Source organism: Photobacterium leiognathi, from assembly GCF_030685535.1.
GTDB classification, from domain to species: domain Bacteria; phylum Pseudomonadota; class Gammaproteobacteria; order Enterobacterales; family Vibrionaceae; genus Photobacterium; species Photobacterium leiognathi.
This window is the reverse complement of the sequence record NZ_CP131601.1, coordinates 2,882,299-2,905,284: the sequence shown is the minus strand read 5'-3', so window position 1 is coordinate 2,905,284 and position 22,986 is coordinate 2,882,299. Positions and strand designations below refer to the sequence as shown.

The following is a 22,986-nucleotide window of genomic DNA, read 5'->3' as shown; positions in this document are numbered from 1 at the left end:
TCTAGCTTTATTCAAACACAAAGAAAGAAAAACCCCGATAACCGTGAGGCTCTCGGGGTTTTCGTGTAACGCACTTCAAATAAATTTAGGCGTTCTCATCTTTTTGGTAATTGGCATCTAACCAGTTAGCCATCGCAACAAACTGTTCAACAGTGATGTTTTCAGGGCGGTGAGATGGGTTAATACCTAGCGCTTCTAACTGCTCAGCTGTGAAGAGTGCTTTGTAACAGTTACGGATAGTTTTACGACGCTGGTTAAAGCCTTCACGACATACGCGATCTAACCATTTTAGGTTAGTACATGGGTATGGCAGTGTTTCGTAAGGAGTTAAACGTACCACTGCTGAATCTACTTTTGGTGCTGGTACGAAAGACTCTGGCGGTACTTCCAGTACTGGCATTACACGACAGTAGTATTGTGCCATGACCGTTAGACGACCATATGCTTTGCTACCTGGGCCTGCCGCAAGACGATTAACCACTTCTTTCTGTAGCATGAAGTGCATGTCTTGCACATCTTTGTGGAATTCAAAAATGTGGAACATTAAAGGGGTTGAGATGTTGTATGGCAAGTTACCAAAAATACGTAGCTTATTGTTTTCTTTAATAAGTTGCGTAAAGTCAAAGCGCATCGCATCACCTTGGTGGATCGTTAGCTTTGAAGCTAGATCTGGGTGATTCTCAAGGCGCTCTGCAAGATCACGGTCAAGTTCGATAACAGTAAATTTATCAACTAGTTTACCGACTTGCTCTGTGATTGCACCTAGACCAGGGCCGATCTCAACTAAGTTCTGACCTGGTTTCGGGTTAATTGCTGACACAATGCCATCAATGATGTACGGATCGTTCAAAAAGTTCTGACCAAAGCGCTTACGGGCGCGGTGACCTAGATGGACTTGATCGCTGCTCATGCTTGTTTATCTACCAATTCGAGGGCGTGAGATAGCGCTGTCCAAAGGCTACCTGTATCTGCCTGTCCGGTACCTGCGAGTTCCAGTGCGGTACCATGATCTACTGAAGTTCGGATAAAGGGCAACCCTAACGTAATGTTAACGGATTTACCGAAGCCTTTGTATTTCAGCACCGGTAGCCCTTGATCGTGATACATTGCCAATACCGTATCGGCATCAGCTAAATATTTTTCTTGGAAAATAGTATCAGCTAGTAATGGGCCGATAAGATCCATATACTCTTGCTGGCGTAGTTGTTCCAGAGTGGGAGAAATTACGTCGATTTCTTCGCGCCCTAAACAACCATCTTCACCAGCATGAGGATTTAAACCGCACACGTAAATTTTCGGTGATGGAATACCGAATTTACTGACAAGATCTGCATGTAATATACGAATTACTTGCTTTAATCGCGCTTCAGTAATGGCTTTTGATACACAGCCAAGAGGAATGTGAGTGGTAACTAACGCAACTCGTAATCCCTCGGTAGCAAGCATCATCACAACCTGTGCGGTTTCTGATTGTTGTGCAAAAAACTCGGTATGACCACTAAATGAGACACCTGCTCGGTTAATGACCCCTTTATGTACAGGGCCTGTTACAAGCGCGGCGAACTCGCCATTCATACATCCTTCAGCTGCGCGTTGTAACGTCGATAGCACATACATGCCGTTTCGTTCGTCTAACTCGCCTGGAATAACATCAACAGCACGATCAATTTGTGCCACTGTGATAGTTCCTGCCTGATGCGGCTTTGCAGCAAGCTCTGGCTGATAGGGTAAAATGTTTAGTGGTAAACCTAATTTAGCCGCACGTTCTACCATAACCTGTGCGTCAGCACAAATGACAAGTTGGTGCGGCCAATCTTGCTGACACAAGGCAATGACTAAATCAGGGCCTATTCCAGCAGGCTCACCAGGGGTAATTGCAATCCGTTGCGTGTTAGTCACTGTACTTGTGTTAGTCATTATTTACCTTATTCATTTGTTCAATGTAAGCGCCAGCACGCAGCTCTTGTAGCCAGGTTTGCGCTTCTTCATTGAACTTACGGTTAAATAGGATTTGTGCTGCACGGTTCTTCATTGCTGCATCAGTACGATCGACTTTACGACGACCTTCTACTTCTACAATGTGCCAACCAAACGCTGATTTAAACGGTTCGCTGATTTTATCAACAGGAAGCGTTTCTACTTTGTCTTTAAATGCTGGCGCGTACATATCAGGCACCTGCCAACCTAGCTCACCACCATTAGCGGCTGAACCTGGATCTTGGCTGTAAGCTTTCGCTGCTGCAGCAAAGCTTTGTTTACCGCTAATGATACGTTGGCGAATTTGCTCAAGCTCTTTCTTCGCAGCAGCATCGCTTAGGATCACTGATGGTTTGATCAAAATGTGACGAGCTTTCACTTCAACCACAGAGACGCTAGGCATGCCTTTTACGTCGTTGATCTTTAGGATGTGGTAACCCACACCACTGCGGAATGGACCAATGATCGCATCCTTACCATTATTTTGAATTTGATCAGCAAAAATAGTTGGCATTTCCTCTTTGCTCATCCAGCCCCATTCACCACCTTTTAAGGCTTTCGGACCTTTTGAGTAGCGGTAAGCCAGTTGCGAGAAATCAGCGCCTTTCTTTAGCTGAGCAACAATATCTTCTGCTTCTTGCTTAGCTTTATCACGTGCTGCTTTATCAGCATCTTCATCAACGCGAATCTGAATTTGGCTGATGTTGTATTGTACGTTTTGCTGTGTTTGCTTAGCCATTTGTTTTGCTAGCGCATCCACTTCTTGTGGCAGAATATTTACACGCTTACGAACAATCACGGTGCGCGCTTCTGATGCAAGCATGTCGTTACGCATTTGTTCACGGAACATAGGGTAAGAGATCCCTGCTTTAGCTAATGTTTGACGAAGTTGATCGACAGTCATACCACGTTGTTTAGCAACATCTGCAATCGCTTGATCTAGCTGACTATCATCAATACGGATCCCAAGCTGTTTTGCTTGTTGGATCTGTAAGTTTTCCATGATCAACTTGTCCATCACTTGCTGACGTAAAATGTCATTAGGTGGCAACTGTTGGTGTTCTTCAGCAGCGTTTAGATGAACGGTTTTAAGCATTGCGTTAACGTCGCTTTGTAGGATCACTCCATCGTTAACAGTCATGACAACTTGATCTAGCTCTTGAGGTGCTGCCATGCTGGTTGCTGACATGCCCATCATCATTAGACTAAGTACAGAATACTTCCACTTTTTCATTTATATTCCATCAGGTTATGAGGCGGCACAGGTACCGCCTAAACATTAATTGTTAAGAGTGAACGGATCGCCGTAAGACAAAATATTACCGCCATCATCCGATGATTTACCAAATGGTCGCATACCTTGTAAACCCAGTAAGCTGAATGAGAAGCTTACGTTGCTATCATATTCAGTAAAGTCTTGTGATAGTGGATCTTTCGCATAACGGTTGTAGCTAAGACCAATCATCCAACATGCAGAGCGGTAAGTGAAGCCGACTTTACTTTCCAGCATCTTGTTGACATTCATGTCTTGGAAGTAGTCCGCTTTTACATCAATACTATCACTCACAGGGAAGCCTACGGATAAACCTAATTGTGAAATACCATCACGTTTATCTTTGGTGCCAGGAATGATTGGGTTCGGGTTATTAACGTACTTGGTTAGATAATCGCTAGATACGTAACGGTAACTTGGTTGAATAAATACTCCACCGTTACGATATTCAACGGTAGTGCTACCTTGCTGGATTTCATTTTCACTTGAGTCATATTGCATTGAACTCTTTAAGAACAAGTTATCATCAAGGTTAAATTCTGTTTCAACCGCGGTTGCCGAATAACTTTTCGCTTCTTTGTTATCCGTTCCTTTGTTAACTGGCTTATCAATATAGAATATTTGACCTACAGATAGGCTAAATCGTTCCTTAAAATCTTCGTCAAAGTAACGGGTTGATGCACCAATTGTGAATTGGTTCGCAGGCGCAATATAGTCATTGCCGCTGTAGGTACGATCACTGAACAAGCCATAGTAATCTTGTTGTAAGCGAGTTGAATCATAGCCACCACCAACATAATCAAACGGGTTATAAATCCCTTTTTGATCAACATCTTTAATGTAAAGGTACTGAATCTGTGGCTCTAAACTTTGGGTGTAGTGGCTACCTAAAATAGAGGTATCACGTTCAAAGTAAAGGCTACTGTTGACACGAAATTCAGGAACGACACGATCAACATTATCTTTTAGATCTGTTAAGCCAGATTCTTTCTTGTCTTGATTGTAATGGGCGTAGTTAACTTTTGCTTGTGTAGTTACAGACCACCACGGCGTCGCATAAGGTAGCGTTAGGGTTGGTTCTAACGTTATGCGATCCGCTGTTGGTTTGTTTTTAGCGTCGTTATCGAACTTACTGATGCTCATTGGCATTTTAAAATCGAGCCCATAGCCTAAGTTGTTACGATAGTAAGTTGATGATAGCTGAGGCATTAAACGATACTGTGTACCCTGTCCATCCACCGTTAGTGGTTGGAAGTCACGCACCATTAGCATGGTATCCCAATTAGTATTACGGTAAGACACCTCTGCTGTTTGGAGCAGGTTGTTATCTTCACGCTCACCAATGCTGGAATCTAAGCCGCTGTCAAAATACTTGTAATCACTGACCTTGCTATAGTCGATATCAACCAGCCAGTTTTCATCAATGATCCCGCTGTGTTTCCATTGGAAACCCCAGCGTTTATCGTAATCAGTTTTCTTATCTCGCCCCATGTATTCGCCAATTAAATGACCTTCACCTAAATCAGTTAAGTAGCGGAACTTCGCTGTTGTTTGTAAACCACGGTGGTTCATGTATTTCGGCGTTAAGGTTAAATCGTAGTTCGGTGCGATATTCCAATAGAACGGCGCTTCATACTCCATACCGTTGCGTGAACCATAGGTTAACGTTGGGTATAGGAAACCTGTCATACGCTCATCTGTTACTGGGACACGTAACCAAGGTAAATAGAATACAGGCACATCAAGCACTTCAAAGCGCGCGTTGTAGAGATCGGCAAAAGGCGATTCACCATCACGCTCTAGCGATCCTGCCGCAAAGCGCCAGCTTTTATCGCCTTCAGGACAGGTGGTGTAGGTACCGTCTTTCATTTTGTAGAATTGAGTACCATCAACATTACGCTTGTCGATTTGCTCTGCTTCACCACGACCTGCCTGACAGGTCATACGGTAGACGGCATCATCCATTTGTGAATCTTTGGTATCAAGATCACTTTGTAACTGTTTGGCTTCCATTTCAATACCACCGTCGTGGTAGAAAACGTTGCCCTTGGCGGTAACAATATTTTCTGGTTGTTTTAGTGTTACCTTATCTGCTGCAATAGTACGGGTACCTTGCTGAACAATTACATCACCGAGTGTAAACAGCTTGATGCTCGTTCTGAGCTTTTGCACTGTCTGCTTCAATGTGTATTGGTAAGTTATTGGTATCTTCTTTGCGATCTTCTGGCGCGATACAAACACCACGTACCATAGCTAAAGGATCATTAGCGATTGCTTTATTTGTGCTTTGATCTTCTGCTACAGCATGTTTATTGTTGATATCTTTATGTAAAGAAGTGGCATCTTCTGCCATCGCTATCCCATATATGGCAAGGCCAATCATGGTGGCAAGTAAGCTGTGAGAGGTAAGTGACATCAGATTCAACATTCCTGTATCAGTTTGAGAGCAAGGCGAATAATTGCGCTTTTTACAAGCATTCCCGATAAATGACAGCTATCATAATGCAAATTCGACCAGACAGCATCTTTTCAGCGCATGCTGTTGGGTAAACCTTGAAAAAATTTAACAAATTACCAGAGAGTATAGAATGCAGAAGACAGGTATATGGGGAAAAATTATTGGTGCGTTACTTGGCCTCTCCATTGGTAAATTGCCTGGATTGTTGATTGGCTTATTTATTGGTCATCAGTTTGATAAGGCGTACGCCCGTCAGATGAATGGCGGTTTTGCTGGATTTGGACAAAACCGAGCTAGCAGTGCAGAGCAGCAAGCTGCCTTTTTTCATGCTTGCTTCGCAGTTATGGGACATGTCGCAAAAGCTAAAGGGCGTGTAACAAAAGAAGAAATCCGTGTTGCAAGTGCGATCATGGATCGTATGGGCTTACAAGGAGAGTCTCGCCTTCAAGCACAAAATGCATTTCGTGAAGGCAAAGAAGATAACTTTCCGTTAGAAGAGACACTAAATCGAGTGCGTAGCCGTGCAGGTCGTGCAGATCTATTACAGTTCTTTTTAGAGTTACAAATTCAAGCTGCATTTGCTGATGGCTCGATTCACCCGAAAGAGCGTCAGTTACTGCACATCATTGCGCGTTACCTTGGTTTCTCAGAAGCACAACTTGAGCAACGTTTACGTATGCAAGAAGCGGCGTTTCGTTTCCAACAAGGTGGCTTCCATCAGCAGTATCAACAGCAAGGCGGTAGTTACCAAGCGCCACCAAGTCGTGATCAATTAGCAGATGCATTTAATCTATTAGGCGTTGATGAAAATGCTTCAGCACAAGATGTAAAGCGTGCTTATCGTAAGCAAATGAACGAACATCACCCTGATAAACTGGCTGCAAAAGGTTTACCACCAGAGATGATGGAAATCGCTAAACAGAAAACCCAAGAGCTACAAGCCGCATATGATTTGATCCGAAAAGAGAAAGGATTTAAATAATCAAAAGCCTGCGTTGAATAAATAAAAAAGCGAGCCTCGAGCTCGCTTTTTTATTGGGCTGATATTTAAACGAGATTTTGCGGTTTGCCATTACAAAAGTATTCAATATTTTCAATCAGCTGCTCAACTAAGGTTGTAATGGCTGAATCTGAGCCCCAAGCGACATGTGGAGTGAGTAATAAGTTCGGTAAATGGGCATACTGTAATAATGGATTATCATCAGCTGGTGGCTCTGTAGTAAACACATCACAACCAGCACCTGCAATATCTTGATGTAGCAATGCATCGACTAGGTCTTGTTCATTGACTAAGCCGCCACGTCCAGTGTTAATTAAAATCGCATTCGGCTTCATTTTCTGAAGCTCAACTCTAGTGATTAAGTTTTGGGTCTCTGGTGTCAGTGGACAATGTAAGCTCAGTATATCTGCTTGTTGTAATACGTCATTAAAAGGAGTGTAGCCATCACGACATATACTTGTCCCTTTATGATCTGCAAATAGCACCTTCATCCCCAGCGCTTTAGCTAAGTTTGCTGTCGCTTGCCCTAAACTTCCTTTACCTACAATACCCAAGGTTGATCCTGCAATATCACTAATTGGGTGAGTGAAAAAACAAAATTGTTGTTGTTTTTGCCACTCGCCAGCGATGATATCTTGCTGATAGCCAAAAATATTACGTTTTAAAGCAAATATCATTGCAATCACATGTTCAGGGACTGAGCGTGTCGCATAACCACGAATATTCGCCACAGGAAGGTGATGTTGATGACAATAATTAATATCGACATTATTGGTTCCCGTTGCGCCAATGGCGATAAATTTTAGCTTTGGCAACTGAGATAAAATATCGGCAGTGAGTAAAACTTTATTGCTAATAACGATGGTGGCATCTTGTAAGCGTTCAATCACTTGCTCGGGCTTGGTGAGCTGGTATTGAGTCCACTGATGAGGAATGCGTGGACGAGGGATAGTGATATGGCTTGGAATGGTTGCGCGATCTAAAAAGACGATATGTTCCATTGTAAGCTCCATGGAACGTCACGTTCCGCTGAAATAAAAATGCTAGCAACTAAGCTAGCATTGTTTGTACTTACAATCTAATCATCTCTTTGATTGCTATTGCGTGATTGCCGTTACGACTTTTTATTAAAAATCGTTTGTGTAGGCGCATCTGGGTAGAACTCACAAGGTGCGAATAAATGCATTGGCTCATCTGTTCCGGGATGAGTAAATGTCAGCTCTGCAGCATGGAGTAATAGACGAGGAGAAGCTTCAAGCGCTTCATCGGCTGCATAGAATTGGTCGCCTAAAATTGGGTGACCTAATGCTTGCATGTGTACGCGTAGCTGGTGAGAGCGACCCGTTACTGGAAGCAGGCGAACTAAAGTGGTTTTCTCATCTCGGCTAACCACTTCGTAATGGGTCACAGACGGTTTACCATCATCAAAGCACACTTTTTGGCGAGGACGATTTGGCCAATCGCAGATCAGTGGCAGATCAACGGTGCCCGTATCTTGCGCGATATGTCCCCATACGCGGGCGTAGTAAACTTTTTGTGTTTCACGTTCACGAAACTGTGCTTTTAAATGACGCTCAGAATATTTATTAAGTGCCAGCACAATGAGACCTGAAGTGCCCATATCTAAACGATGGACGATTTGGGATTCTGGGTGCTCAGCGAGGACACGAGCAAAGATACTGTCATGGTGCTCAGGTGCACGCCCTGGGTTTGACAGTATGCCGGAAGGCTTATTAACCGCAATAATGTCGCTATCAAGAAAAAGGGTATCCAACCATGGATCTGTTGGTGGATTGTAGTTCAGCACTGGCAATGGTTTCATGATGCGCTCGCAGGGTTAAGGTGAAAAAAACGGGCTGAATACTAATATGAATAGTAGCAAATTGGTATGTTTGGCGAAGGGGTTTAAGAAAAAAGCCGCGAGTATTGGTTTAAATACTCACGGCTTTTCATTGTTATCAATCTATCGTGGCTTAGTTATGGCTCACAACAATTAATCGTAGTGAATCTAATTGGATCTGAGCTTTCTCAATGTAGCCTGTCAGCTCATTAATCTGGCTTTCGATTAACTCCAATTCGTCATCACGAATATTCGGGTTAACTGCTTTTAACGCTTGTAGACGATCAAACTCAGCACGTAGTGTTGCTTCCATTTCAGCTTGCGCTTGGCTGCGAACCACATCTAACTCTTTACTGATCTCGCGCTCTGCAAACTCAATTAAGGTATGAATGTCTTTTTGTACTGAGTTAACCAGTTTGCTACCAAGGTGGCGATTAACAGGGCTTAGCTGGCGGTTAAAGCCTTCAAACTCAACGTTAGCCGATAGGTTATTGCCTTTACCATCAAGCAGAATACGGATTGGGGTTTTCGGTAAGAAACGACCAATACCTGATTGTTTTGGTGCTTGTGCGTCTACCACGTAGATCAGCTCAAGTAGCAGTGTACCAACGGGTAGTGCTTTGTTCTTAAGCAGAGAAACCGCTGTTGTACCGACACCTTCGCTAAGTAGTAACTCGATACCACCTTGGATCATTGGGTGCTCCCAACTGATAAAGTGCATATCTTCACGAGATAGTGCCGTATCACGATCAAATGTGATGGTACAGCCGTCGTAAGGTAAGCCAGGGTAGCTTGCCACCATCATGTGCTCTGAAGGCGTCACAACAATCGCATTTTCACCTTTGTCATCTTGGTTCAAACCAATGGTATCGAATAAGCCAAGTGCGAAAGTCACCAGGTTAGTATCGCCATCTTTTGCGCCAATTTCTTCAACCAGTTTTTGTGCTTCTTCACCACCATTAGAGTGAATTTCTAATAGGCGGTCACGACCTTGCTCAAGCTTTGTTTTTAGCTCGCTGTGCATTTCTGCACTGCGTTGAATCACAGACTCTAGCGCTTCAACATCATGCTTATCGCTAGCAAGTAAGGTGATCAGATCTTCACTGACTTCTTCATAAACCGCACGACCTGTTGGACACGTTTCTTCAAAGGCATTTAAACCTTCGTTAAACCAACGTGCCAATAGTGCTTGAGAAGTCCCTTCTAGGTAAGGTACATGAATTTCGATTTCACGTTTTTGACCAATACGATCCAAACGACCAATACGCTGCTCTAGCAGATCTGGATTGCTTGGTAGATCAAACATCACTAATTGGTTAGCAAACTGGAAGTTACGACCTTCTGAACCAATTTCCGAACATAGCAATACTTGTGCGCCATCTTCTTCTTGCGCAAAGTAAGCGGCTGCTTTATCACGCTCGATGATCGACATACCTTCGTGGAACACAGTAGCGCGAATACCTTCACGTTCACGCAGTGCTTGTTCTAGCGTAAGTGCTGTTTGTGCACGAGAGCAGATCACTAATACCTTCTCGTTACGGTTGGCTTTTAGCATATCTAGCAGCCAGTTCACGCGAGGATCGAAGTTCCACCAAGTTGCAGATTCACCTTCAAACTCTTGGTAGATATCTTCAGGATACAGCAGCTTGATTGCTTTCTCGTTGACACCCATTTTGCCGCCCATCATTGCAGCTACACGCATTGCAGTAGTGTATTGGCTTGGCATTGCTAGCGGATACATGTTTAGGTGGCGTTGAGGGAAACCTGTAATTGCAGAGCGGGTATTACGGAACAATACGCGACCCGTACCATGACGATCCATCAGGTTGTTGATCAACTCATGACGTGCCGTTAAAGCTTCAGGATCGTCTTGCGTTGAATCTTCGATAACACGCAACATTGGCTCGATATCTTGCTCAGATAACAGCTCTGTTAAGGTGTTTTTAGCGTCGTTATTGAGTTTCTCACCAGAAAGCAGTTGAGTTACGGCATCAGCAACAGGCTCATATTGACGCTCTTCTTCAACAAACGCTTCGTAATCGTAGAAACGATCAGGATCGAGAATACGTAGACGTGCGAAGTGACTTTCACGACCTAATTGCTCAGGTGTTGCGGTTAGTAGCAGTACGCTCGGTGTTTTTTCAGCTAGTGCTTCAATCACTTGGTATTGGCGACTTGGCTTATCTTCACTCCACTCAAGGTGGTGCGCTTCATCGACAACCAGTAGATCCCAATCAGCATCTAGTGCTTGTTCAAAGCGACGACGGCTTTTACGTAAAAAGTCTAAAGAACACAGCACATATTGCGCGGTATCAAAAGGGTTGGCCGCATCAGCAAAGGCTTCAACACAACGCTCTTCATCAAAGATTGAGAAGTGCAGATTGAAACGACGCATCATTTCAACTAGCCATTGGTGCTGTAGGGTTTCAGGTAACACGATCAGAATACGTTCAGCACGGCCTGATAGCACTTGTTGGTGGATGATCATGCCTGCTTCAATGGTTTTACCTAAACCAACTTCATCGGCAAGTAAAACACGAGGTGCGTAACGACGACCTACTTCATGGGCGATGTATAGCTGATGGGGGATCAAGCCTGCACGCATACCACACAAACCACGTAATGGGCTCTTAAGCTGCTCGTATTGGTTTTTTAGCGCACGGTAACGCAATGCAAAGCGATCCATGCGATCGATTTGACCTGCAAATAGCTTATCTTGTGGCTTGTTGAAACGGATTTGGTGGCTTAAGAAAACTTCGCGTAGCGAGACATTTTCTTCTTCGGTATCAGTGCGAGTACCGATATAAGTGATCACACCATTGTCTTCGTTGATCGCTTCTACCTTTAGTGACCAACCTTCATGGCTTTCAATCACATCACCAATATTAAACATGACACGGGTAACAGGGGCATCATTACGTGCATATAGGCGGTTTTCATCTGATGCGGGGAACATCAAGGTAACCGTTCTTGGTTCAAGAGCGACAACGGTACCTAGACCTAAATCACTTTCTGTATCACTGATCCAACGTTGACCCAAAGCAAATGGCATAGTGGTAGAAACCTTCTAATTATTTGATATCAAAGAGAGTGCATTAAGCTATGCAGTTTATTAATAAGCGACACTGAAGATAAGTGTACGCTAGAATTTGAAATTTGTGCATAGCTCAAAAAAGGGGAGTAATGTTACTGCATGATGTGATTAAGGTCACGGTGAAAGTGATGAAAATACGTCACAGTAAAATCATCATAAAACTTTCATTTAGAGAGGGCTTAATAAGAAAAACGTCAGAATTAAACCGGATTGTAAATTATGACGTAAGCTAAAAGAGTGATAGCTAAATTATCGCTGTCCAGACAACCAAGGAGGTGCCTATGGACGACGCCGCACGGAAACTGTTTGTACTAGATACAAATATTCTGCTCCACGAGCCTCTGGCGTTCTTTTCATTTCAGGAACACGACGTGGTTATTCCCATGACGGTACTGGAAGAATTGGACAGAATTAAAGACAGTAAACGTGATGTTTCTCGTGATGCACGAGTCGCCATACGTGCGTTAGAAGATATTTTTCACGATGCGCCACCTGAGCAAATCTCAGCAGGTATTCCTTTCAATGACACGGTCGCACATAGCGGCACAATCTCTATTTTTGCCGATTATGAAGTAAAAGAAACGGTTCATGCTTTTAGTGATAAAGCAGGTGATAACCGTATCCTTAACAGTGTTCTTTTTCTGCAACAAAAACATGCGCCACGACCTGTGGTATTAGTGACCAAAGACATTAATATGCGATTGCGCGCTAAAGGTGCAGGTGTATTACATGTTGATGATTATCGTACCGACCAACTTATTGATGATGTTGCCTTATTAAGTAAAGGTTTTCATCGTTACAGTGGTGACTTTTGGGATAACGTTGCTGAGTGCCAATCTGAAAATAAAGGCCGAGCGACACTGCACACACTCCCTAAATCACTTTTTGAGACTCCTTATATAAACCAGTACCTTGTTGATGAAGGCAGTGATTTTGCTGCGCGAATTCAGCGTATTAATGAAGAAACAGTCACCATCAAAGACATTAGCCAAGAGCGGTTAATGCATCGACAAGCATGGGGTGTTACCCCGAAAAACATTTATCAAGGAATGGCACTTGATGCCATGCTCGATCCAAACATTGATCTGGTGATCTTAACGGGCCCTGCGGGCTGTGGTAAAACCATCTTAGCGATGGCTGCAGCACTTGAGCAGGTGATTGAAAAAGGGATGTATGACAAGATCATTGTCACTCGTAATACACCTGAAATTGCAGAATCTATCGGCTTCTTACCGGGCACAGAAGAAGAGAAAATGATGCCTTGGCTTGCTGCCGTTACCGATACTATGGAAGCACTTCATAAGCATGATGTGTGTACTGATGGCTCAATGAAGTACATTTTTGATAAAGCGAATATTCAATTTAAATCGATTAACTTTATGCGCGGACGCTCGATCCAAAATGCCTTTGTATTATTGGATGAGTGCCAAAACTTAACCGCTTCTCAAATCAAGACCATTATCACCCGTTGTGGTGAAGGAACTAAAATTGTCTGTTCGGGTAACTTAGCGCAAATTGACTCGAATTACTTATCGCCTGTGACATCAGGGCTAACTTACATTGTTGAGCGCTTTAAAAACTTCGAAGGCAGCGCCAACATTTATCTCAATGGTGTGGTGCGAAGCCGCCTTGCAGAATTTGCTGAAGAAAACCTCTAATTCACATTGTTTAATAGATATGAAAAGCGAGCACATTAGGTGCTCGCTTTTTTGTCGTTAATTAATTGTAGATAGAGATAAATCAAATCACAGTAGGCGTTAATCCGAGGTATTTTTTCAGCTCAGGTATGTTTGGATTATCAAGTATTGTTTGCGTTACACCTGCCGTTTTAATTTTGCCATCATCAATAAAAATACATTTATCGGCGATTTTTCTGGCGTCATCAGGGCTGTGGGTGATCATTAATACCGTGATGTTTTTCTCTTTCGCCAGTTGTTTCACTAACGTCAGCATTTCAGCGCGAAGCGCAGGATCTAACGCTGAAAAGGGCTCATCAAGCAGCAGCAGAGGGCGATCACGGAGTAAACAACGCGCAAGCGCAACCCGTTGACGTTGACCACCAGAAAGCTGTTCAGGTAAACGCTCAAGGTAGGTATCAATCCCTACCTGTTTAGCACTATCAATCACCCGCTGTTTTTGCTCTGTCGTGAGTTTGAGCTTAGGGTTTATTCCCAATGCAATATTTTCAAACACACTAAGGTGGGGAAATAAATTGTGCTCTTGAAATAGCATAGATAGCGGACGTTGCGCAGGCTCTAGCTGGCAGATAGATGCACCATTAATCGTAATATCACCGTTATCAGGCACGAGGAAGCCTGCAATAAGCGCCAATAAAGTACTTTTACCCGCACCACTTGGGCCAATAAGGGCGGCGATGTCACCTTGCTCAAGTTGAACATCAAAGCTCAATGCCATCGGCACCTCATTTTTATGTTGAGGTAAATAGGTATAGTTGAGCTGATTAATGTTTAGCATGATGAACTCCTTGGCGATGGCGAGTCACAACCAAAAACTCGACAACACTAAATAAACCTAAGCTGAGTAATAGTAGAATGAGTGCTGCAACTGCTGCTGCATCCATTCGATAACTGCCCATTAATTCAAATAAATACAATGGCAAGGTTTGAAAATCTTGGCTGCCAAATAATGCAATCGCACCTAAATCCCCCAGTGATAACACAAAGCTTATCGCTAAAGCCTGAGCGATAGGAGCACGCAATGCACGCCATTCAACTAAGCGTAATCGTGATAGATGTGTCATACCTAAACTGCGACATAACGGATTATATTGTTGCGCTAGATGTAGCATTGGTTGGCTTAATGTTTTGATCACATACGGCAGCGCCATTAGGGCATTAACACAGACTACGACCCAAAATGCAGCACTATAAGCATCGGTGTAGTGGCGTAATAATAAGAAGATCCCGGTACTGAGTACCAGCCCCGGCGTCACTAAAATCACGGTACCTATCATCTCGATACCATCGGCGGCAAGCTTGCGACGGGCTAAACGTAAACTGCGACTGGTGATCAAAATCATCACCCCAGCACAGAAAGCGAGAACACAAGAAAACAGGGCGATATGCAGTGAATTATAAATCGCTGACCAGAGTTGCTCTTGCTCTAAGATACTAAGCAATTGGCGGTTAATACCCGAAACGACCACAGCGAAAATTGGTGGTACGACAAACAGTAATGCTACGATGATCCAAAAGGTATCCCAACATTTAGCACGCCAGTGATCGTGATAGTTCACCACCATTTTATTGATCGAGCCATTTAGGGTTGAGAGGGGTTTAGCAAAGCGTTGAGTGATCAATACTAACGAACAACACAGCAGCATTTGCCATAGCGCCAAAATAGCACCAGTTGCTAAATCAAAGTCATAACGAAGCGCTTGATAAATCGCAAGTTCAATCGTGGTGGATTTAGGACCGCCACCTAATGACATGATCACCGCAAAACTGGTAAAGCACAGCATGAAGACTAAGTCGGCAATGTGCGGTAGCTGTTGGCGTAGTCGAGGCCATGCAATTAAGCGAAACTTACTCCATCCTGTGATCCCTAAATGAGCAGCAAGTTGATGTTGTTCAGCAGGAATACCATCGAGGCTTTGCAGTAAAAAGCGTACTGTAAGCGGCAGGTTTAAAAATACATGTGCCAGTAAGATCCCACTTAAGCCATAAATATTTAATGGTGGTAAGCCAAGTGTTCCCAAACTGTCGCTGATGATGCCGCTTTTGCCATAAATAGATAGCAAACCAAAAACGGCCACTAAGACGGGCATGACCAATGTCATCGCAAAGAGGCGAAGGAGTAGGGCTTTGCCGATAAATTGACGACGAGAAAGAGCATAGGCGATGGGGATCGCTGGAATAATACTAAGTAGCGTTGAGAGGAACGCTTGATAGAAGCTAAAACCCGTTACATGACGCAGGTAGGGATCATGCCATAAGGTTGCAAGTTGCCAGTCGCCAGCTTCACTGATTAAGGCATACAGCGCAGAAACGACAACGAAAATGATCAGCCCGGCACTGATCATACCGGGCAATAAGGTGATGCGTTTGTTCAAAGTCTTAAACCATTATTGAGTCAATGCTTGTTGCCACTCTCGGATCCAAGCTTTGCGGTGTGTTGCCACTTTATCGGCACTAAACTCAAGGGCTTTACTTGGTACGGTGAGCTCATCAAATCCTTTCGGTAAGCTTTGTTTTGTCACTGGATACATCCAGTTGTGGGTAGCGATTTGTGATTGGAAAGCATCGCTGACAATAAATTGCATGAACTCATCAGCCAGTTTTGGGTGTGGGCTATTTTTCATCTTCGCTGCGACTTCTACTTGCATGTAGTGACCTTCTTTAAAATCAGCCGCTTTGTACTGATGCTTGTTCTCAGCAATGATGTGGTAAGCAGGTGATGTGGTGTATGACAACACCATATCTGACTCGCCTTTTAAAAACATGTTATAAGCTTCTGACCAGCCTTTGGTTACAGTGACGGTGTGTTTTGCCAATTGCTGCCACATTTCCGGTGCTTTATCGCCATAGACAGACTTGATCCACAACATTAAACCTTGGCCTGGCGTTGAGGTACGAGGATCTTGGTAGATCACGCTAATGTTTTGATCTTTGATCAAGGCATCAAGACTTGCTGGTGGATTTGGCAGTTTTGAACTGTCGTAGACAAAGGCAAAATAACCATAGTCATAAGGAACAAACGTCTTGTCACTCCAGCCTTTGGGTAGTGTTAGCTTACTGGTATCAACGTTAGAGGTTGTTAGTAATCCAGTGTTTTTCGCTTCTGTCATCAGGTTATTATCAAGCCCTAGCAGAATATCGGCTTTGCTGTTTTTACCTTCAAGACGCACACGATTTAAAATAGAGACGCCATCTTCTAGTGAAACAAAATTCACCTTACAGCCATTGCATTGCGCTTCAAAGGCTTTCTTGATCACAGGGCCTGGACCCCATTCAGATGCAAATGAGCTGTAGGTGTAAACATTGAGAGTATTGTCGGCAGCAAAAGCACTGCTTGCGATAAGTGACAATGAGATAAGTGTTAGAAGAGTGGTTGTTTTTTTCACTATGCGCTCCGATATGTCCGACATCCTATGGACAAAAATAGAAAGAGAGAGCGGCACAGGTTTGAGAGCTGTCGCATCGTGCGGTGCAGCAGACTCGAACACCTAGTTAAATGTTCGAGTATCTCAATTCCTACGCCAGCATTACCTGGTTCAGGTTCGATGGGTTCTGTATAAAGCATGTATGCTTAACAATCTCAGCCAACAGGCTCCCCAATGAGAACAATGCATTGTACCTGTTACTGAAAATAAGTGATAGCGTCTGAATACACGGCCTGTTGTAGACAAAGCGCATATTATTTAAAGCAATGGCAGTATTAACACTCTCTCATCAAGATGTTGTATTCCTTGATAATAGTAAGCAATCGTTTTTCTAAACGGCTATAGAGTATTTGGTGACTAAAACCTGCTTTTATTGTTTGTTTTGTTATTAGCGACAAAAAATAAACGCCCACAAAGGGCGTCTATGAAGTTTAAAATGATGAATGATCAAGCAAGGAAGCGAGGGATTTGGCTCTCAAAGCTGGCGATCTTATCTTCGTGTTGTAGCGTTAAGCCGATGTTGTCTAGACCGTTAAGCAAACAGTGGCGACGGAATTCATCAATTTCGAATGAATAGGTTTTACTGTTTGCGGTGACGATCATCTTTTCGAGATCGACGTTGATCTCAGCACCTTCATTGGCTTCAACAAATTGGAATAGCTCATCGACTTCTTGTTCGGTTAGGCGAACAGGCACCATTTGGTTGTTGATCGAGTTACCGTAGAAAATGTCGGCAAAGCTTGGTGCGATCATTACTTGGATCCCGTAATCAGCCAGTGCCCATGGTGCGTGCTCACGAGATGAACCACAGCCAAAGTTTTCACGAGCAAGCAGAATACTTGCACCTTGATAGCGTGGGGCATTCATTACAAATTCAGGGTTGTTTTGCTCGCCTGCATCATCAAGAAAACGCCAGTCATGGAAAAGGTGTTTACCAAATCCAGTTCGGGTGACTTTCTGCAAAAATTGTTTTGGAATAATCGCATCGGTATCGACGTTGGCAGCATCTAGCGGTACGACAAGCCCAGTGTGTTGTTTAAAACCAGTCATGTTCACATCCTTTTGTTACGCAGAAGCTGCGTCTAGTTGACGAATATCGACAAAGTGACCTGCACATGCCGCGGCGGCTGCCATCGCAGGACTTACTAGGTGAGTACGTCCATCACGACCTTGGCGACCTTCGAAGTTACGGTTACTGGTTGAGGCACAACGTTCACCGGGACCTAAGCGATCGTTATTCATTGCCAAGCACATTGAGCACCCAGGTAGACGCCATTCAAAGTCGGCTTCAATAAAGATTTTATCTAGCCCTTCTTTTTCCGCTTGTGCTTTAACTTGCTCTGAACCTGGCACAACCAGAGCCTGAACATTAGGGGCAACTTTACGCCCTTTGGCAATCGCTGCTGCTGCACGCATATCTTCAATACGTGAGTTGGTACATGAACCGATAAATACCTTATCAACAGAAAAATCAGACAGTGTTTTACCTGCTTCTAGCCCCATGTAAGCGAGGGCTTTTTCCGCTGATGCTTTTTCTACTGGATCGTTAAAGCTTTCAGGTGTTGGAATTGGCTCGTCAACGGCAATCACTTGGTCAGGGTTAGTTCCCCATGTCACTTGTGGTTTAATATCTTTCGCATCAAGGGTGACTACCGCATCAAACTCGGCATCAGGATCCGATTTCAGTGATGTCCAATACTCTACTGCAGCATCAAACTCAGCGCCTTTGGGTGCAAATTCACGATCTTTAATATAATCAAACGTGGTTTGATCGGGTGCGATCAAACCGGCTTTTGCGCCTAGTTCAATTGCCATGTTACAGACGGTCATACGACCTTCCATGGTCAGATCGGTAATGGCTTCCCCACAAAACTCCACCACATAACCCGTACCGCCAGCAGCCGTGGTTTTACCGATGATCGCAAGGACGATATCTTTAGCGGTAATACCTTCAGCAACTTTACCTTTTACTTCAATCTTCATGGTCTTGGCACGAGATTGTTTTAGGGTCTGAGTTGCTAGAACGTGCTCAACTTCAGAAGTACCAATACCAAAGGCTAGCGCGCCAAAGGCACCGTGAGTGGCGGTGTGTGAGTCACCACAAACAATGGTCATACCCGGTAGCGTAATACCTAGCTCTGGGCCCATAACGTGCACAATACCTTGATATTTATGGTTTAGATCGTACAGGGTGACGCCAAATTCTTCACAGTTTTTGGCTAGCGTTTCCATTTGAATGCGTGCCATTTCACCAGAGGCATTAATGTCTTTAGTTTGAGTAGAGACATTGTGATCCATGGTTGCAAAGGTTTTTGATACTTGGCGTACTTTACGACCTTTTTCACGCAGACCATCAAAAGCCTGTGGTGATGTCACCTCATGTACTAAGTGGCGATCGATATACAGGATCGGGTTTTCGCCTTGTGCAGCAACAGCAACGTGGGCATCGTAAACTTTCTCGTAAAGCGTTTTAGGGGCGCTATTATTAGTGTTCGACATTGCTCATGCTCCCTTATGCTTGCTGAATGTATGCAGCGATCTTATCGCCCATTTCAGAGGTGGTTAATGCAGGTTTATCACTGGCAAGATCGGCGGTGAGTTCGCCGGCTTCCAGTGCTTGTGATACTGCTTGCTCGATGGCGCGTGCGGCTTTTTCTTCGCCAAGGCTGTAACGTAGCATCAGTGCTGCTGATAGGATCTGTGCCACAGGGTTGGCGATATTCTTATCGGCAATATCAGGTGCAGAGCCGCCCGCAGGTTCGTACATGCCAAACTTGTCTTGGTTAAGACTGGCGGATGGCAACATACCCATAGATCCTGTGATCATGGCACATTCATCCGAAATGATGTCGCCGAAGATGTTTGAACATAGCATCACATCAAACTGCGAAGGATCTTTAATAAGCTGCATCGTCGCATTATCAATATACATGTGGCTAAGGCTGACATCTGGGTAGTCTTTTGCCACTTCTTCGACCACTTCACGCCATAGAATTGAGCTTTGTAGTACGTTCGCTTTATCAATCGAGCACACTTTCTTGCTACGAAGACGTGCTGATTCAAAGGCAATTTTGGCAATACGTTCAATCTCATAACGGTAATAAACTTCAGTATCGAACGCTTTTTCTTGATCGCCTTCACCTTCACGACCTTTTGGCTGACCAAAGTAGATACCGCCCGTTAGTTCACGTACTACCGCAATATCAAAGCCACGCTCAGAAATATCAGCACGCAGTGGCGAGAACTTCTCAAGACCACGGTGGATCTGTGCTGGGCGAAGATTACAAAATAGTTGGAAGTGTTTACGTAGCGGTAGTAGGGCACCACGCTCAGGTTGATCGTTTGGCGCAAGATGTTCCCATTTAGGGCCACCGACAGAACCAAATAGTACAGCGTCAGCCTCTTCACAACCTTTTAGGGTTGCATCAGGTAGTGGACTGCCGTGGTTGTCGATAGCAATACCGCCCACATCGTACTCTGTGCGGGCAAAAGTGAGATTAAATTTAGCTTCAACAGCATCTAGCACTTTATGTGCTTGCTGCATTACTTCTGGGCCGATCCCGTCACCGGGTAGAACTGCAATTTTGTAAGAACCTGCCATGGCTTGTTGCTCTCCGTAATTATTTAAACATTAAAATTTGTTATCTGGGTTTGCTATTAGCTCAATGAGCAGAGCGCTGTTTGATCTCTTCAATTTGATCTGCACGGTGAATACTATTAATAACATGCAGTAGGGCTTGACCAGAAGCTTCAACAATATCTGTTGCGAGACCAGTACCGTGGTACTTTCTGCCTTTGTAGTTTGCGATAATATCTGCCTGACCTAAGCCATCTTCACCTTCACCCTTGGCGGTTAGATCAAACTTATCCAATACGATGTCGTAACCCGTTAAACGGTAAATACATTGGTATAGCGCATCAACCGGACCATTGCCGACAGCTGCTTCACACTTTTCTTCATCACCACATTGCAGCTTGATGCTGGTGGTTGCCATTACGCTACCTGATTGCACACTTAGGTAATTGAGTTTGAAGTAGTCATCTTCATCACGTAGGTTGGAAAAATGCATCAGTGCTTCAAGATCGTAATCAAACACCTGACCTTTACGATCTGCCAGTTTTAGGAAATCAGCGTACAACTTATCTAGGTTGTATTCGTTTTCGGTGTAACCCATGGCATCCATATGGCTTTTCACTGCTGCACGACCGGAACGGCTGGTTAGGTTTAGTGCTTGGTTTTTCAGACCAATAGACTCTGGTGTCATGATTTCATAGGTGTTCTTATTCTTTAGCATGCCATCTTGGTGAATACCTGAGGAGTGACTAAAGGCATTAGCACCGACAATCGCTTTGTTGGCCTGAATAGGCATGTTACATAGTTGGCTGACCATTTTACTGGTGCGATGAATTTCATCGTGTTTGATATTAGTCGTCACGCCAAGTAGCTCCTGACGGGTTTTGATGATCATTGCGATCTCTTCTAGCGAACAGTTACCCGCACGTTCCCCTAAGCCGTTAATCGTCCCTTCCACTTGGCGAGCACCCGCTTGAACCGCCGCCATTGAGTTCGCAACAGACATTCCTAGATCGTCATGACAGTGAACCGAGATGATGGCTTTATCGATATTTGGTACACGGTTAAATAGCTGAGTGATGATGCCACCAAATTCACTTGGTAGGGTGTAGCCTACGGTATCTGGAATATTAATGGTGTTCGCGCCTGCATTGATCGCAGCTTCTACCATACGACACAGGTTATCAATAGGAGTACGGCCTGCATCTTCACAAGAAAACTCGACATCATCGGTATAATTGCGAGCACGTTTAACTGCGGCAACACCCATCTCAATCACGTCATCATAGCTGCGACGCAGTTTGTCTTGGACATGAACGGTAGAAGTGGAAATAAAAGTATGAATACGAAAAGCTTCTGCGACTTTTAAGGACTCTGCCGCCACATCAATATCTTTCGCAACGGCACGAGAAAGGGCACAAACGCGGCTATTTTTGATGTTTTTAGCAATCGTCTGTACTGATTCAAAATCACCGGGTGATGAAACAGGGAAGCTGGCTTCAATAACATCAACACCTAGACGTTCTAATGCGTATGCGATCTGTAGTTTTTCTTTAACGGTTAGGCTTGCTGATAGCGCCTGCTCACCGTCACGTAGCGTAGTATCGAAAATAATGACCTGATCTTTCATTGCTACTTCCTTTTAGTCTATTACCGTTACAGGTTAGTTCGCATTCACTTGCGCTAGTCGATATATGAAAAAACCCGCGCAAGTAGCGCGGGTTCTAAAATCGTTAGTGGCATTTCCCACCCATAAGCAACCCGCGCGATTAAGTCACGATAAGGAGGAGGCTTAGGAGTAATGAGAAATGCTTTTTCATTTTGTACACACTTATATAAAGTTAATTAACAAATGAATACCAAATAGACAGGTCAAAGGTCAACCAATAATTACGTTTATTTTACGAATATGCCATTAAGGTGTTGATTTTAAATTAATGGAAAGTGTTGTTTCACGATATAAGTAAAAGACATAAAGCTATCGATACTGTTTTAGAGTGTTTTCATGACTTACTTTTTATTAACATTTAATTGCTTTTAAATAGAGAAATGGATTGTCATTGAGTCTCCTTTGAAGCTTAACCCTGCTGTCATAACTCCTTTTTATGCTAGTGATAATTATAAAAGGAGATTGATAGATGACGTTATTAAGCCCAATCCAGCGTTTTGACTATGCGTTTTCAACGCTTTGCCTTTGTCATCGCTTTACCCCTTCCTTAGCCAAGATCAGCCGTATTGTTTCTCGTACTGGTGATGGTCATCTTTATGCTTTGATTGGCTTGATGGTATGGTTGATTGATGATCAACAAGGTAGTGCATTTCTTCGCTATGGCTTATTGATGTTTCTAATTGAATTACCCTTGTATTGGTTATTGAAAAATAGCTTCAAACGCGATCGCCCAGTCAGTTTACCCACCTTTATTAAACCTTCCGATCGCTACAGCTTGCCGTCAGGTCATACCGCGGCTGCTTTTATGATGGCAGCTTTGATTTCAAGTTTTTTTCCTGCTTTTAGCTTTTTGGTTTGGTGCTGGGCTGGCTGTATTGGGCTATCTCGAGTGTTGCTGGGAGTGCATTACTTTAGCGATATTGTGGCAGGTGCGTTATTAGGCCTTGTTTGCTTTGAATTAGTCAGTGTTACCTTGTGA

General features: G+C 43.8%; 16 protein-coding genes, 1 pseudogene and 1 riboswitch. Of the genes and pseudogenes, 3 read left to right on the top strand and 14 right to left on the bottom strand.

Annotation, left to right across the window (positions count from 1 at the left end):
- Positions 1-85: 85 nt before the first annotated feature.
- From rsmA to lptD, 4 genes and pseudogenes are all read right to left on the bottom strand, one after another.
- Positions 86-910, bottom strand: coding sequence for a 16S rRNA (adenine(1518)-N(6)/adenine(1519)-N(6))-dimethyltransferase RsmA (gene rsmA, locus Q7674_RS20055; RefSeq protein WP_045063516.1), 825 nt, complete (start codon positions 908-910; stop codon positions 86-88).
- Entirely contained in the window at positions 907-1,899 is a 993-nt protein-coding gene (gene pdxA, locus Q7674_RS20050) for a 4-hydroxythreonine-4-phosphate dehydrogenase PdxA (protein WP_305424170.1), read from the bottom strand. Before pdxA ends, rsmA begins: the two co-directional genes overlap by 4 nt.
- 10 nt (positions 1,900-1,909) lie before the next feature.
- Positions 1,910-3,211: a peptidylprolyl isomerase SurA gene (gene surA, locus Q7674_RS20045; protein ID WP_045063517.1), complete on the bottom strand. Its 1,302-nt coding sequence runs from the start codon at positions 3,209-3,211 to the stop codon at positions 1,910-1,912.
- A 45-nt stretch (positions 3,212-3,256) separates the two neighbouring features.
- Positions 3,257-5,666 (bottom strand): annotated as a pseudogene (gene lptD, locus Q7674_RS20040) (LPS assembly protein LptD).
- A gap of 172 nt (positions 5,667-5,838) precedes the next feature.
- On the opposite strand from lptD, the gene djlA reads away from it, so the two are divergent.
- Positions 5,839-6,690, top strand: coding sequence for a co-chaperone DjlA (djlA, locus tag Q7674_RS20035; protein WP_023932270.1), 852 nt, complete (start codon positions 5,839-5,841; stop codon positions 6,688-6,690).
- A gap of 65 nt (positions 6,691-6,755) precedes the next feature.
- Here djlA and Q7674_RS20030 read toward each other — a convergent pair whose 3' ends face one another.
- The 3 genes from Q7674_RS20030 to rapA all read right to left on the bottom strand — a co-directional run bounded on the left by Q7674_RS20030 (position 6,756) and on the right by rapA (position 11,600).
- The gene (locus tag Q7674_RS20030; protein ID WP_045063521.1) at positions 6,756-7,709 is read right to left on the bottom strand and encodes a D-2-hydroxyacid dehydrogenase; all 954 of its coding nucleotides are present in this window, start codon (positions 7,707-7,709) and stop codon (positions 6,756-6,758) included.
- A 113-nt stretch (positions 7,710-7,822) separates the two neighbouring features.
- Complete coding sequence (rluA, locus tag Q7674_RS20025) at positions 7,823-8,530, bottom strand: bifunctional tRNA pseudouridine(32) synthase/23S rRNA pseudouridine(746) synthase RluA (RefSeq protein ID WP_043128848.1); 708 nt, start codon at positions 8,528-8,530, stop codon at positions 7,823-7,825.
- A gap of 151 nt (positions 8,531-8,681) precedes the next feature.
- Positions 8,682-11,600, bottom strand: coding sequence for an RNA polymerase-associated protein RapA (gene rapA, locus Q7674_RS20020; RefSeq protein ID WP_045063524.1), 2,919 nt, complete (start codon positions 11,598-11,600; stop codon positions 8,682-8,684).
- Positions 11,601-11,923: 323 nt separating this feature from the next.
- On the opposite strand from rapA, the gene Q7674_RS20015 reads away from it, so the two are divergent.
- Positions 11,924-13,300, top strand: coding sequence for a PhoH family protein (locus Q7674_RS20015; RefSeq protein ID WP_045063525.1), 1,377 nt, complete (start codon positions 11,924-11,926; stop codon positions 13,298-13,300).
- A gap of 82 nt (positions 13,301-13,382) precedes the next feature.
- Here the strand turns inward: Q7674_RS20015 and thiQ are convergent, their stop codons facing one another.
- From thiQ to leuA, 7 genes are all read right to left on the bottom strand, one after another.
- Positions 13,383-14,117, bottom strand: a complete 735-nt coding sequence (thiQ, locus tag Q7674_RS20010; RefSeq protein WP_023932265.1) for a thiamine ABC transporter ATP-binding protein — start codon at positions 14,115-14,117, stop codon at positions 13,383-13,385.
- Complete coding sequence (thiP, locus tag Q7674_RS20005; protein WP_305424168.1) at positions 14,104-15,684, bottom strand: thiamine/thiamine pyrophosphate ABC transporter permease ThiP; 1,581 nt, start codon at positions 15,682-15,684, stop codon at positions 14,104-14,106. Before thiP ends, thiQ begins: the two co-directional genes overlap by 14 nt.
- A gap of 42 nt (positions 15,685-15,726) precedes the next feature.
- The gene (gene thiB, locus Q7674_RS20000) at positions 15,727-16,749 is read right to left on the bottom strand and encodes a thiamine ABC transporter substrate binding subunit (protein WP_237156773.1); all 1,023 of its coding nucleotides are present in this window, start codon (positions 16,747-16,749) and stop codon (positions 15,727-15,729) included.
- A gap of 86 nt (positions 16,750-16,835) precedes the next feature.
- Positions 16,836-16,948: riboswitch (TPP riboswitch) on the bottom strand.
- A gap of 263 nt (positions 16,949-17,211) precedes the next feature.
- A complete protein-coding gene (leuD, locus tag Q7674_RS19995; RefSeq protein WP_008989818.1) occupies positions 17,212-17,814 on the bottom strand; it encodes a 3-isopropylmalate dehydratase small subunit in 603 nt (200 codons plus the stop codon).
- A 15-nt stretch (positions 17,815-17,829) separates the two neighbouring features.
- Positions 17,830-19,263: a 3-isopropylmalate dehydratase large subunit gene (leuC, locus tag Q7674_RS19990; protein ID WP_305423200.1), complete on the bottom strand. Its 1,434-nt coding sequence runs from the start codon at positions 19,261-19,263 to the stop codon at positions 17,830-17,832.
- 13 nt (positions 19,264-19,276) lie between these two features.
- Entirely contained in the window at positions 19,277-20,365 is a 1,089-nt protein-coding gene (gene leuB, locus Q7674_RS19985; protein ID WP_045063532.1) for a 3-isopropylmalate dehydrogenase, read from the bottom strand.
- Between the two features lie 61 nt (positions 20,366-20,426).
- Positions 20,427-21,968, bottom strand: coding sequence for a 2-isopropylmalate synthase (gene leuA, locus Q7674_RS19980; RefSeq protein ID WP_305423199.1), 1,542 nt, complete (start codon positions 21,966-21,968; stop codon positions 20,427-20,429).
- Between the two features lie 508 nt (positions 21,969-22,476).
- Here leuA and Q7674_RS19975 point away from each other — a divergent pair.
- Entirely contained in the window at positions 22,477-22,986 is a 510-nt protein-coding gene (locus Q7674_RS19975; RefSeq protein ID WP_045063534.1) for a phosphatase PAP2 family protein, read from the top strand.